Source organism: Streptomyces cahuitamycinicus (genome assembly GCF_002891435.1).
Taxonomy (GTDB): Bacteria; Actinomycetota; Actinomycetes; order Streptomycetales; family Streptomycetaceae; genus Streptomyces; species Streptomyces cahuitamycinicus.
In genome coordinates, this window is record NZ_POUC01000256.1 from 1 (window position 1) to 11,692 (window position 11,692).

Sequence of the window (11,692 nt, forward strand, 5' to 3'; positions counted from 1 at the left end):
CCGGTGGGGGGCGCCGGTGGGCAGTTGTTTGGTGGTGCCGTACGTCGGCACTAATGTTTGTCATACGGCAAGTAATGGCTGAGGTGCCGTCATGTGACCTCGGTCCGGCCCGTGCAAGGGAGCGATGCAAGTGTCGGTGTCGGAAGAGAACACGGAACAGGAGCCGGCCGCTCTCCGGCTGAGTGCCTTTCTGGAACGGCGCCGGGAGCAGATCGCCCAACGCTGGGCGGACGCGGCGTTGTTCCGCACCGTCTTCACCGTGTCGCGCGACGAGGCCGTGGAGGCGGGCAGGGCCGTGACCGCGGCGCTGGCGGCGGTGTCGGCATCGGGGCGGCTGGACGACATCCGGGCTTCCGGATTCGAGGCCGTGCGCGACCAGTTGGGGCGCATGGCGGCCTCCCGCGCCCGTACGGGCATCGACCCGGACGGAGTTGCCGACGAGGTGGCCGCGCTGCGCGTGCCGGTGACCGAGCTGCTGCGCGCCGAGTTCCCCGAGCCGTGCGCCCCCGAGGCCCAGGAAGTCGTGCTGGCGCTGACGGTGCTCATGGGCACGCTGCGCCTGGTCGTGATGGAGACGGCGGTCAGCGCGGGCGAGGAGTTGATCGCCCGGCAGCGCGAGCAGCTGCACGAGGTGGCCACGCCGGTGATCAAGCTGTGGGAGAGCACCGTCGCCGTGCCGCTGATCGGCACCCTGGACAGTGCGCGCAGCCAGGTGGTCATGGAGAGCCTGCTGGACGCGATCGTCGCCGAGCGCGCCCGGTACGCCATCCTCGACATCACCGGCGTCCCCACGGTCGACTCGCTGGTCGCCCAGCACCTGATGAAGACCGTGGCGGCGGCCCGGCTGATGGGCGCCGAGTGCATCGTCTCCGGCATCCGGCCCGCGATCGCGCAGACCATCGTCCACCTGGGCATCGACCTCGGCACGGTGCTCACCCGTTCGAGCCTGGAGGACGCGCTCGCCTACGCGCTCAGCCGGCAGGGCGTCGAGATCGCACCGCTGAGGGCGGCCGGTGCGGCGGCGGACGCGGGCACGCGGTGAGCGGGCCGGCGGGCCACGGGCCCCTGGGCGGACACGGCTTCACCGTGCCGGTCCTCCAGCTGGGCGACGTCCTGCTGGTCACCCTCCAGGGGGAGCTGCACGACGGGATGGCCGAGCAGCTCCAGCAGGACATCACGGCCCGGATCTCGCAGAGCCGGGTGAGCGGCGTCGTGATCGACATCTCCGGAGTGGAGATCGTCGACTCGTTCCTGGGCCGGGTTCTCGCCGAGATCGCCGCCGGAGCCAAGCTGCTGGCGGCTCGTACGGTACTGGCCGGGATGCGCCCCGCGGTGGCGATCACGCTGGTCGAGCTGGGGCTCACCCTGCCCGGCCTGCGGACGGCCCTGGACGTCGAACGGGCGATGGAGCTGCTGGGCGTGACCACGCGCCGGGGCGAGGGGAGTCCGTGATGCAGGCTTCCCGCCATGCCGGTCCGGCCACCCTGCCGATCGGCTCGGACGCCGATCTGGCGTGGGTGCGGCAGCAGGTCCGGCAGACCGCTGCCGAGCTCGGCTTCGGGTTGGTGCAGCAGACCAAGATCGTCACCGCGGCGAGCGAGCTGGCCCGCAACACCCTCGTCCACGGCGGGGGCGGTCATGTGAGGATCACCCCGTTGGACGCCGGCCAGTCGCACGGCCTGCGGCTGGACTTCGTCGACACCGGGCCCGGCATCCGTGACCTGGACCAGGCCCTGACCGACGGTTACACCAGCGGCGGCGGGCTCGGGCTGGGCCTGAGCGGGGCCAAGCGGCTGGTGCAGGAGTTCGAGGTGGACAGCCGGCCAGGTGAGGGGACCACCGTCACCGTCACCGCCTGGGCCACGGTCGTACCGCCCTCCCGGACGGTGCCGTGATGAGCAGGGTCTGGGACGTGCCGGTGGACGACTCGACCCGGGTGCGGGACGTACGGGTGGCGACCGAGGAGGCCAGCGCCTGCGCCGGCCTGTCCCCGAACCGCACCGCGACCGCCGCGCTCGTGGCGACGGAGCTGGCGACCAATCTGCTGCGGCACGCGGACGGCGGGCGCGTGCTGATCAACCTCGTCGAGCGTGCGGACGACGACGCCCGCCGGGTGGCCGTCCAGCTCGTCTCGCTCGACCACGGTCCCGGCATCCCGGACGTCGCAGCGGCGATGCGCGACGGCTACACCACGACCGTCGCCGCCTCGCTCGGAGCCGGGCTCGGCACGTGCCGGCGCATAGCGAACGACTTCGACCTGCACAGCGCGCCCGGCCGGGGCACCGTCGTGATGGCCCGGATCGGGCACGAGCCCACTGCCCGCAACCAGGGGCCTCCGCCGCCGGGTCCGCGCGCCGGGGGCGTCAATGTCCCCCTGGGCCGGGCCGAGCATTCGGGGGATGCCTGGGGCCGGGTGCGCGCCGGCGACCGTCTGACCCTGCTGCTCGCCGACGGGCTGGGGCACGGGCCGAAGGCGGCCGAGGCCTCGACCACGGCGGTGAAGGAGCTGCGCGGCCTGGCGGAGCTGCCGCCCGCCGAGATCCTTCGGAGGCTGGGCCGGACCCTGCGTCCCACCCGGGGCGCGGCCGTCGCCGTTGCCCAACTGAATCTGTGGGAAGAGCAGTTGAGCTTCGCCGGGATCGGCAACGTCGGCGCCCGGCTACGGAGCGACGGCGCGTGGAAGCCGCTGCTGTCCCACCCGGGCATCGTGGGCGCACAGGCGCCGACGTCCGTGCCCGTGCAGCGTCTTCCCTGGCATGCGGACAGCCTGCTGGTCCTCCACAGCGACGGCCTGCCGAGCCGCTGGACGCCGCCCGACGACGGCGTACTGCCCGGCTGCGACCCGGCGGTGGCGGCCGCGGTGGTGCTCCGGGACGCGGGGAGCGCGGCCCGGCCGACGCGGGACGACACGTGCGTGGCGGTCCTGGCCGCCGGCGACGTGAGCCGCCACGGCTCGGGGGCCTGAGGGCATCATCTGCGCACGGGGTGCCGTGTCCGCTTCGCTCGGATCGGCGGCTGTGACCGTCTGCCGGCTCGGATTGGCTGCTGTGACCGTCCGCCTGGCTTGGATCGGCCGGTGGTTTTCGCTTAGGTCGGATCGGTCGCTGTGACCGTCTGCCTGTGGCCTCCGCCTCGCTCGTATCGGCCGGTGGTTTTCGCTTCGCTCGGGGCGACCGGTGGTTTGTCCGCCTCCGGGGCTGCCTGGCGTGGTCGGGTCCGTCCGCCTCCGGGGCTGCCCTTGCGCGTCGGTTGGGTTGGCCTGTGCGGCCGTCCGCCCAATCCGGGCTGACCGGTGGCCCGCCTGTCCACCCGGCTGACGCTGCCCCGCCTGCCCGCCTGCCCGCCTGCCCCGCCCTGCCGGGCGAGGGCGTCCGCCCGCCCGGGCTGATCAGCGTGGCCCGGCCGGTGCCTCACCGGCTCTCGGGCCTGTCGGTGTCGGGCGGCAGCGTGGCCCGGGCCGTCAGGAAGCCTCGCAATCCTCTGCTCAGGGCTGCCCGTTCGGCCGGTTGCATGGCCGCCAGTGCTGCCGTCAGGGCCTGGGCGCGGCGGTCGGCGACGTCGCACAGGACGCGCTGTCCGTGTGGCGTGAGCCACAGTTGCACCTCGCGGCGGGTGTCGGGGTGCTGGGCGCGTTCCAGCAGGCCGGCCGCCGCCAGGCGGTCGCAGAGGCGGCTGGCCGTGGGGAGGCCGATGGCCAGGCCGTCCGCCAGGGCCGTCAGATTCAGACCCGGCGCCGTCTGCACGGTGCGCAGCGCCCGCAGCTGGTGCAGGGAGAGGCGCAGGGACGCTTCCTGCGCGGCGACCGACCACAGCGCCGTCAGACTCTCCACGGCATCGGCGATCTGCGATGCGACGGTCTCCGGGCCATCGCCCGGTCGCCTCGCCCGGTGGTCGCCGGGGCCGCCGAGATCGGTCACGAAACGGTCACTTCCATAAAGCTCCGGGTACTGAAGAGGTCGCCCTCTTCCCAAGGCTGTACCCGATGAACCGAGGGGCAAGCAGCCCGGTTCGGTTCCCGGCCTGACCGGGGGCGACTCAGCCGGCGCTGAGCTCCGTCAGCGCGGCGAGCGGCAGCGTGTGCTTGGTCCGGAGGACCTTGGCGCGCAGGTAGCGGACGTTGTGTGCGGTGGTGAAGACCCCTGTGGGGATCCGGTCGCGGACGTCGACGCCCAGGGACCGCAACTGACTCGCCTTGTCGGGGTTGTTGGAGAGCAGGTCCAGTTCGCCGATGCCCAGGGCCCGGAGCATCTGGGCCGCGGCCGTGTAGTCGCGGGCGTCCTCCGGCAGTCCCAGCGCCGCGTTCGCCTCGTACGTGTCGAGCCCCTCGTCCTGAAGGGCGTACGCGTCGAGCTTGTTGTAGAGGCCGATCCCGCGGCCCTCCTGGCGGAGGTACAGGAGTACGCCGCCGCGCTCGGCGATGCTCTCGACCGCCTCGCGCAGCTGCGGGCCGCAGTCGCAGCGGGCGGAGCCGAACACGTCCCCGGTCAGGCACTCGGAGTGCAGCCGCACCAGCGGGGCCGGGCCGGGCTCGCCGAGGATCATGGCCACGTGCTCCTGGCCGTCGGCCAGCCCGTGGAAGGTGACGAGCTCGGCGTCGGCCTCATAACCGTCGTGGAAGCGCAGCGGGACCCGGACGCGGGAGCGCGGGGTGGCGATGACGGCGGGGGTGTCGGGCATGCGGGGCCTCCGGGTCCGTTTCCTGTTCGGCTGCACAGCCGTACTGCTAAAGATTTGAAACAGTCACACTGCTTTAGATTTGAAGCAGATCCACATCCGGAACCCTACTCATGCTTCAAATTTGAAGCAACGAGACCGGCGAGAATCCAGCCCGGTGTGATGCACGTCACGAACAAGCCGGTGAAGACCTCCGGCGCCACGGCACGTCGTCCGCCGCCGTCCTCGTCCCGTCCTCCTGGAGGCCCTGGGCGATCGCCGCGGTGATCTCCTCCAGCTGCCCCACCTGCTCCTCGCTGAGCCGGTCGAACAGGAAGCTCCGCACGGTGTCGACATGCCCGGGCGCCGCCCGTTCCAGCACGGTGAACCCCTCGTCCGTCAGCGCGGCGATGCTGCCCCGCTTGTCGTACCGGCAGGCCTCACGCCGCAGCAGGCCGTCCTTCTCCAGCCGCGTCACCGCGTACGTCAGCCGACTGCGTGTGATCTTCAGCCGCTCGGCGAGATCGGTCATCCGCAACCGCCGCTCAGGGGACTCCGACAGGACGGACAGGATGGAGTAGTACAGGTGCGGCATGCCGGCGTCCTGCTGGAGCTGCCGGTCGATCGCGTCCTCCAGGAGCAGCGAGGCGGCGACGTAGGCGCGCCAGGCGCGTTGCTCCTCGGGGGTGAGCCAGCGAGTCGTCATGCCCCCAGTGTAGGTTTGTTTAAAACTTGAACCAAGCCCGCCTCGGGGCCCTGTCGGTCCCGCCGTCCCGACCAGCCGCGGAGCGTCGATGCCTCACCCGTACGTCCTGCTGTCCGCCGCCGTCTCCCTCGACGGCTACCTGGACGACACCGGACCCGACCGCCTGCTCCTGTCGAGCCCGGCCGACTTCGACCGGGTCGACGAGGTCCGGGCCGGTGTCGACGCCATCCTGATCGGCGCCGGCACCGTCCGCGCGGACAACCCGCGGCTCCTGGTGAACTCGGAGGAACGCCGGGCCGCCCGCCGGGCCGCCGGAAAGCCGGAGTACCCCGTGAAGGTCACGGTCAGCGGCTCCGGCGACCTCGACCCGGACGCCCGCTTCTGGCACACCGGCGGCGAGAAGGTCCTCTACACGACGGACCGGGGCGCCGAACGCGCCCGCGCCCTCGGCCTCGCCACCGACGTCGTCCCGCTCGGCGCCGACCTCGACTGGCGGCGGCTGCTCACACACCTGCACGACGTCCGGGGCGTACGGCGGCTCATGGTCGAGGGCGGCGGCCTGATCCACACCCAGCTCCTCACCCAGGGCCTGGCCGACGAACTCCAGCTGGTCCTCGCGCCCCTCTTCGTGGGCGACCCGGGGGCGCCCCGCCTCTTCGGCCCCGGCGGCTACCAGGGCGGCCGGCTCCGGCTGCTGGAGTCGCGGCGGATCGAGGACGTGGTCCTCATGCGCTACCAGCCGACCGCGCCGGGCACCGGCGCCCTGCCCGCCGCCGCCGACCACCACTGGCTGGCCCTGGCCTGCGAACTGGCCGATCGCTGCCCGCCGTCGGACACGGCGTTCAGCGTGGGCGCCGTCGTGGTCGCGGCCGACGGCACGGAACTGGCCCGCGGCCACTCCCGCGAGGCGGGCGACCCGGTCGTGCACGCCGAGGAGGCGGCCCTGGCGAAGCTCGACCCCGCCGACCCGCGCCTGCCCGGCGCGACGGTGTACAGCAGCCTGGAGCCGTGCGCCCGCCGCGCCTCCCGCCCCGCACCCTGCGCCCGGCTGATCCTCGACGCCGGCGTGCGGCGAGTGGTCACGGCCTGGCGTGAGCCCGGCACCTTCGTGACGGACGCCGACGGCAGCGGCCTCCTGGCGGCCGGGGGAGTGGAGGTCGTCGTCCTCCCGGAGCACGAGGAGCGGGCCAAGGCCCCGAACCGCCACCTGCCGGGCTGAGCACGGGCCGATCGGTGGGTGTGCACGAGTGGTCCCGCGGATGGCGTACACTGGAGACACAACGACGCGGGGTGGAGCAGCTCGGTAGCTCGCTGGGCTCATAACCCAGAGGTCGCAGGTTCAAATCCTGTCCCCGCTACTGAAGGCCGAGGGCCGGAATCCAAAAGGATTCCGGCCCTCGGTCATTTCCCCCGCACCTCATTACGCTCGGTGAGTGAACCACCCCGTTCCGCGCTGAAACTGACGCACCGTCAAAACTCCTCAGTCACTTGCGAAGCGGTCAACTCGCCCGATTTACTCCGGTCATGGCAGGTAAGTCCGCGCGAAAAAGGTTAATGATCAAGCGGAATCGCTGGAATACCCCTCGCGCGTCTATTAACGTTCGATAACGCAGCGCGGTCGTCCCAGCCGTCACAGAAGGCGGCTCCGTGCGCACGCGCCGAATCCCGAAAGGGAACCGGGGAACCACCACTTGGGGTGAATCGGGCGTATACCACCGTGGAAGCACGGCCGGTATACGCGCGTAGGAGACCTTCCTGCTCCGAACCCGTCAGCTAACCCGGTAGGCGAGAAGGAAGGAAAGGAGCACGCCCACGTGGCGTCCAACCGGCCTGCCCCCGCGGCCCCGCTCGCGCCGAAGCGCGACACCGACACCTTCGGCTACGGCGATCAGGCCACCGAAGAGGGCCCGTTCCAGGAGTGGAACCCCACCGAGGAGTCCATCCGTCCCGTCCGTGGCCGGCATCGTGTCACCAAGCAGCGCGGCGGAGGCCTCGCCCGCAGCTCCACCGTCCTGGGCGTCGGCGTCATAGCCGCCGTGGGTGCCGGCGGCATGGCCAGCGCCCAGACCGGCAAGCCCCCGGTGTCCATCTCCGTCCCGGACCTGCCCTCGGTGGGTTCCCTCATCTCGGACGACGACACCCCCGAAGGTTCCGCCACTCCGCTCAGCAGCCTCGGCACCGCCGCGGCCGCCACCGAGCAGACCAAGGGCACCTCCGGCGCCGGTGCCGGCGAGGCACTGCGCGCCCGGATCATGGCCCAGGTCGAGCACCAGCAGGACCAGATCGAGACCAAGGCCGCCGAGGACGCCGCGGCCGCCGCCCAGAAGGCCGCCTCGGAAGCGGTCGCCAAGGCGGAGAAGGAAGCCAAGGACAAGGCCGCCGAGGCCAAGAAGAAGGCGGAGGAGGAGGCCAGGAAGAAGGCCGAGGCCGAGCGTCTCGCAGCCCTGGCCAAGCAGTTCACCCTGCCGACCTCCTCGTACACCATCACCTCCAGCTTCGGCCAGGCCGGCGCCTACTGGTCCTCCGGCTACCACACGGGCCTGGACTTCGCCGCCCCCACGGGCACGCCGATCAAGGCCGTGCACAGCGGCACCATCACCGAGGCCGGCTGGAACGGCTCGTACGGCTACAAGACCGTCCTCACCCTCGATGACGGCACCGAGATCTGGTACGCCCACCAGTCCTCCATCGGCGTCAGCGTCGGCCAGAAGGTCAGCACGGGCGAGGTCATCGGCCGTGTGGGCGCCACCGGCAACGTCACCGGGGCCCACCTTCACCTGGAGGTCCACTCCGGCGGCTCCACGAGCGGCATCGACCCGATGGCGTGGCTGCGGGGCAAGGGACTGAACCCGTAAGCCGTACCCACCCGTTGCAGCACCGGCGGCCCTGACGACGACCCCCCGACGTCAGGGCTGCCGGATGCCCGGCGTGCACGGCAGGGCCGGAGCGCGTGCCGGAACGTCGTGCCGCGGCAGGAGTGTTCACAGGGTCTTTGCGTCCCCCGTGGAATGGGCCGCTTCGGTAAGGGCGTTGACGTACGGTATGACTTCTCTGCGCAAGCTCGGCCCTTCCGGCCTCGACGTCTTCCCGCTCGCCCTCGGCGGCAACGTCTTCGGCTGGACCGCCGACGAGGCCCAGTCGTTCGCCGTCCTCGACGCCTACACCGCCGTCGGCGGCAACTTCGTCGACACCGCCGACTCCTACTCGGCCTGGGTCGAGGGCAATCAGGGCGGTGAGTCCGAGACCGTGCTCGGCAAGTGGCTGAAGTCCCGCGGCAACCGGGCGGACGTCGTCGTCGCCACCAAGGTCAGCCAGCACCCCGAGTTCCGCGGCCTGTCCGCCCCCACCATCACGGCAGCCGCCGACGCCTCCCTGCGGCGCCTCGGCACCGACTACATCGACCTGTACTACACGCACTTCGACCAGCCCGACGTGCCCGTCGAGGAGATCATCGGCGCGCTCGACACCCTCGTGAAGGCCGGCAAGGTGCGGCACATCGCCGCCTCCAACATCTCCGCCGAGCGGCTGCGGGCGTCCCTGGAGTTCTCCGACCGCGAAGGGCTCGCCCGGTACGTGGCCCTTCAGCCCCACTACAACCTGGTCTCCCGCGACACCTACGAGGGTGAGCTCCAGGATCTCGCCGAGCGGGCCGGCCTGGCCGCCGTGCCGTACTTCGCCCTCGCGTCCGGCTTCCTCACGGGCAAGTACCGGGCCGGTGCGGCGGTCGAGAGCGCGCGGGCGGGGAGCGCGGCCAAGCACCTGGAGACCGAGCGGGGGCGACGGGTGCTCGCCGCCCTCGACGACATCGCCGGGGCGCACGACGTGCCCGTGGCCACGGTGGCTCTGGCCTGGCTCGCCGCCCAGCCGACGGTGGTGGCGCCGATCGCCTCAGCGCGGACGGTGGAGCAGCTGCCCGCACTGACCGGCGTCGGCGAGCTGACGCTGTCGGAGACCGAGATCGGGCGGCTCACGCAGGCTTCGGCCTGATGGACACGACAGTCAGCTAAGAGCGGTACGGGTTGTACGCGGGGTACGGCGTCGGCTGTGGGCCGTACCCGTACACCCCGTACACCGGCCAGGGCGGGGCCGACACCGGGACCGGAGGGGCGGTGATCCGCGCCGCGTGGTCCAGCGCGGGTCGGGCCACCTCCCGGCGCCGCCACAGTTGGCCGAGCAGTTCCCGCTCCCGTACGGCGAAGCCGGGCCCGGCGCGGCCCCGCCGGGCCCGGTGCCGCAGGAACGCCAGGGACGTCGCGTACGCCTCGTACCGCGCCACCTCCCGCGCCGCCGCCCTGCCCACGTGACGGCGGGCGTACTGGCGGGCGATCCGCCGGGCCCGCATCGAGCCGAGCGCGTACGGCTCGGCAGGGGTCAGCCAGCCGGCCGAGGCGTAGGCGGGCAGCTCCGCCCGTACGGTCTTCAGCTCCCGCTGCCGGGTCCAGATCACCAGCCACGTCAGCAGCCCGAAGATGGGCACCATGAACGCCGCGTACACGGCGAAGAACCCGTACTCGCCGAACGCCGACGAGCCGTTCCACATCGCGTGCATGCCCATCGCGAGGAGCAGCCCGCCGAGCGGGAAGGCGACGCGGCGCAGATGCCGGCGGTCCGCCGAGAGCGCGGAGACGCCGAAGCCGATGCCGGTGAGGACCGTGAACAGCGGGTGGGCGAACGGCGACATGACGATGCGCACGAAGAAGGTGGCCGCCGTGACGGAGGCGACGCCGGTGTCGCCGGTGAGCTGGTCGGTGCCGAAGGCCGTGCCCAGGTAGAGGATGTTCTCCGTGAAGGCGAAGCCGGTGGCCGTCACGCCGGCTATGACGACCCCGTCGACTATGCCGGTGAAGTCCCGCCGCCGGAAGAGGAAGACCAGGAGGACGGCTGCCGCCTTGGCCGACTCCTCGACCACCGGGGCTATCACGGTGGCGCCCAGGGTGTCCGCGCTGGACGGGTCCGCCGTCGCCGTCGCTATCCATCTCGTCGCGAAGCTGTTGGCGACGATCGCTATCAGCGCCGCCGCGCAGGCGCCCCAGGCGAAGCAGAACAGCAGGTTCCGCCAGGGGCCGGGTTCCACCCGGTCCAGCCAGCGGAACGCGGCTATCAGCAGGGGCACCGGCAGGACGGCCAGCCCCAGCCCGACCAGGAAGCCCTCCGTGCCGGTCTCCTCGCGGACCAGGGCGAGGATGACGAGGCCGGATATCGCGAGGAGCGTGCTCAGCGCGCCGTAGCGCACCCAGGCGCGCTGCCACCAGTGGGCGTGCCGCAGGGAGCCGGCCGTGCCCGGGCCCGTGAGGGGGGCGCCCTCGCTCGGACCGCTGGGATACGACGGATGTGGGGGGCTGGTGGCCACGGCATTGACCCTAACGACGGATGGGCGCTGTCCGCAGGCGGAAGAGGTGCCAGGGGTGGTCAGGCGCCGGCGGGGGACTGGTCCACGTGCTGTACGCGACGGAAGAGGAGGTCGTTCACGACATGTCCCTTGTCCAGTCCCTGGCCCTCGAAACGGGTCAGCGGACGGAAGTCGGGACGAGGCGCGAAACCGCCGTCCGCCTGCGTGTTCTCGAAGTCGGGGTGGGCCGTGAGGACGTCGAGCATCTGCTCGGCGTACGGCTCCCAGTCGGTGGCGCAGTGGACGATCGCGCCCGGCCCGAGGCGGGTGGCGGCCAGGGTGAGGAAGTCGGGCTGGATGATCCTGCGCTTGTGGTGCCGCTTCTTCGGCCAGGGGTCGGGGAAGTAGACGCGGAGGCCGCTGAGGGAGTCCGGGGCGAGCATCTCGCGCAGGAGGATGATCGCGTCGCCGTTGCCGACCCGGATGTTGGACAGGCCGTTGTGGTCGGCGAGATTGAGGAGATTGCCCTGGCCGGGGGTGTGCACGTCGACCGCGAGGATGTTCGTGGCGGGGTCGGCGGCGGCCATCTGGGCGGTGGCCTCGCCCATGCCGAAGCCGATCTCGAGGACGACGGGGTTGTCGTTGCCGAACAGCTCCGGCAGGTCGAGGGTGCGGCTGCCGTCGATGTCGAGGCCCCACTTGGGCCACAGCCGCTGCAACGCGTCCGCCTGACCGGCGGTGACCCGGCTGCGCCGCGGCTGGAAACTCCGGATCCGCCGCTCGAAGTGCGACCCGGCGGGGTCGGCCTTGGGCCCGTCGGGAAAGCGCGGCTCTCCCTTGGCCCGGGTGCTCCGGACGGAGACACCGGGGGCGTGCGGGTGCGGACCCGGGCCCGGGTGCGGGCTCGTGAGCGGGTGCGGGTGCGGGTGCGGGCTCGGGTTCGGGGTTTCGGGGGTGTTTGCGGAGCCAGACACAGTGCCTCTTATTTTACGGCTGGGGTGTGG

General features: G+C 72.0%; 12 protein-coding genes, 1 tRNA gene and 1 riboswitch. Of the genes, 8 read left to right on the forward strand and 5 right to left on the reverse strand.

The window, feature by feature from the left end; translation table 11 throughout:
• Positions 1-130: 130 nt before the first annotated feature.
• Genes C1J00_RS28030 through C1J00_RS28045 form a run of 4 tightly spaced genes read left to right on the forward strand, consistent with a single transcriptional unit; the run spans position 131 to position 2,965 of the window.
• Positions 131-1,042, forward strand: a complete 912-nt coding sequence (locus tag C1J00_RS28030; protein ID WP_439333441.1) for an STAS domain-containing protein — start codon at positions 131-133, stop codon at positions 1,040-1,042.
• Positions 1,039-1,452 (forward strand): STAS domain-containing protein, encoded by a 414-nt coding sequence (locus tag C1J00_RS28035; protein WP_180989723.1) that lies wholly within the window; start codon positions 1,039-1,041, stop codon positions 1,450-1,452. The genes C1J00_RS28030 and C1J00_RS28035 overlap by 4 nt, the downstream gene beginning before the upstream one ends.
• A complete protein-coding gene (locus tag C1J00_RS28040; RefSeq protein ID WP_102911796.1) occupies positions 1,452-1,895 on the forward strand; it encodes an anti-sigma regulatory factor in 444 nt (147 codons plus the stop codon). Before C1J00_RS28035 ends, C1J00_RS28040 begins: the two co-directional genes overlap by 1 nt.
• Positions 1,895-2,965 (forward strand): ATP-binding SpoIIE family protein phosphatase, encoded by a 1,071-nt coding sequence (locus tag C1J00_RS28045; protein ID WP_102911797.1) that lies wholly within the window; start codon positions 1,895-1,897, stop codon positions 2,963-2,965. Before C1J00_RS28040 ends, C1J00_RS28045 begins: the two co-directional genes overlap by 1 nt.
• Positions 2,966-3,410: 445 nt before the next feature.
• Here C1J00_RS28045 and C1J00_RS28050 read toward each other — a convergent pair whose 3' ends face one another.
• The 3 genes from C1J00_RS28050 to C1J00_RS28060 form a co-directional block, all read right to left on the reverse strand.
• Entirely contained in the window at positions 3,411-3,917 is a 507-nt protein-coding gene (locus C1J00_RS28050; RefSeq protein ID WP_102911798.1) for a MarR family winged helix-turn-helix transcriptional regulator, read from the reverse strand.
• A gap of 118 nt (positions 3,918-4,035) precedes the next feature.
• The gene (locus tag C1J00_RS28055) at positions 4,036-4,677 is read right to left on the reverse strand and encodes a GTP cyclohydrolase II (RefSeq protein ID WP_102911799.1); all 642 of its coding nucleotides are present in this window, start codon (positions 4,675-4,677) and stop codon (positions 4,036-4,038) included.
• 166 nt (positions 4,678-4,843) lie between these two features.
• Entirely contained in the window at positions 4,844-5,359 is a 516-nt protein-coding gene (locus tag C1J00_RS28060; RefSeq protein ID WP_102911800.1) for a MarR family winged helix-turn-helix transcriptional regulator, read from the reverse strand.
• A gap of 88 nt (positions 5,360-5,447) precedes the next feature.
• On the opposite strand from C1J00_RS28060, the gene C1J00_RS28065 reads away from it, so the two are divergent.
• The 4 genes from C1J00_RS28065 (at position 5,448) to C1J00_RS28080 (ending at position 9,346) form a co-directional block, all read left to right on the forward strand.
• On the forward strand, positions 5,448-6,578 hold the full coding sequence (locus tag C1J00_RS28065; RefSeq protein WP_102911801.1) for a dihydrofolate reductase family protein: 1,131 nt from the start codon (positions 5,448-5,450) through the stop codon (positions 6,576-6,578).
• A 65-nt stretch (positions 6,579-6,643) separates the two neighbouring features.
• Positions 6,644-6,717 (forward strand) — tRNA-Met (locus C1J00_RS28070).
• Between the two features lie 288 nt (positions 6,718-7,005).
• A riboswitch (cyclic di-AMP (ydaO/yuaA leader) is annotated at positions 7,006-7,162 on the forward strand.
• 11 nt (positions 7,163-7,173) lie between these two features.
• Positions 7,174-8,214, forward strand: a complete 1,041-nt coding sequence (locus C1J00_RS28075; RefSeq protein ID WP_102911802.1) for a M23 family metallopeptidase — start codon at positions 7,174-7,176, stop codon at positions 8,212-8,214.
• 187 nt (positions 8,215-8,401) lie between these two features.
• Positions 8,402-9,346, forward strand: a complete 945-nt coding sequence (locus C1J00_RS28080; protein WP_102911803.1) for an aldo/keto reductase — start codon at positions 8,402-8,404, stop codon at positions 9,344-9,346.
• Between the two features lie 16 nt (positions 9,347-9,362).
• On the opposite strand, the gene C1J00_RS28085 is transcribed toward C1J00_RS28080, so the two are convergent.
• Complete coding sequence (locus tag C1J00_RS28085) at positions 9,363-10,709, reverse strand: PrsW family intramembrane metalloprotease (RefSeq protein ID WP_102911804.1); 1,347 nt, start codon at positions 10,707-10,709, stop codon at positions 9,363-9,365.
• Positions 10,710-10,768: 59 nt separating this feature from the next.
• The gene (gene trmB / locus C1J00_RS28090; protein WP_102911805.1) at positions 10,769-11,662 is read right to left on the reverse strand and encodes a tRNA (guanosine(46)-N7)-methyltransferase TrmB; all 894 of its coding nucleotides are present in this window, start codon (positions 11,660-11,662) and stop codon (positions 10,769-10,771) included.
• Between the last annotated feature and the right edge of the window lie 30 nt (positions 11,663-11,692).

What these genes read in the sequence shown, in the direction of transcription:
- C1J00_RS28055 (WP_102911799.1), bottom strand. Translation starts at nt 4,677, where the DNA reads ATGCCCGACACCCCCGCCGTCATCGCCACCCCGCGCTCCCGCGTCCGG.
- C1J00_RS28040 (WP_102911796.1), top strand. Translation starts at nt 1,452, where the DNA reads ATGCAGGCTTCCCGCCATGCCGGTCCGGCCACCCTGCCGATCGGCTCG.
- C1J00_RS28045 (WP_102911797.1), top strand. Translation starts at nt 1,895, where the DNA reads ATGAGCAGGGTCTGGGACGTGCCGGTGGACGACTCGACCCGGGTGCGG.
- C1J00_RS28080 (WP_102911803.1), top strand. Translation starts at nt 8,402, where the DNA reads ATGACTTCTCTGCGCAAGCTCGGCCCTTCCGGCCTCGACGTCTTCCCG.
- C1J00_RS28060 (WP_102911800.1), bottom strand. Translation starts at nt 5,359, where the DNA reads ATGACGACTCGCTGGCTCACCCCCGAGGAGCAACGCGCCTGGCGCGCC.
- C1J00_RS28065 (WP_102911801.1), top strand. Translation starts at nt 5,448, where the DNA reads ATGCCTCACCCGTACGTCCTGCTGTCCGCCGCCGTCTCCCTCGACGGC.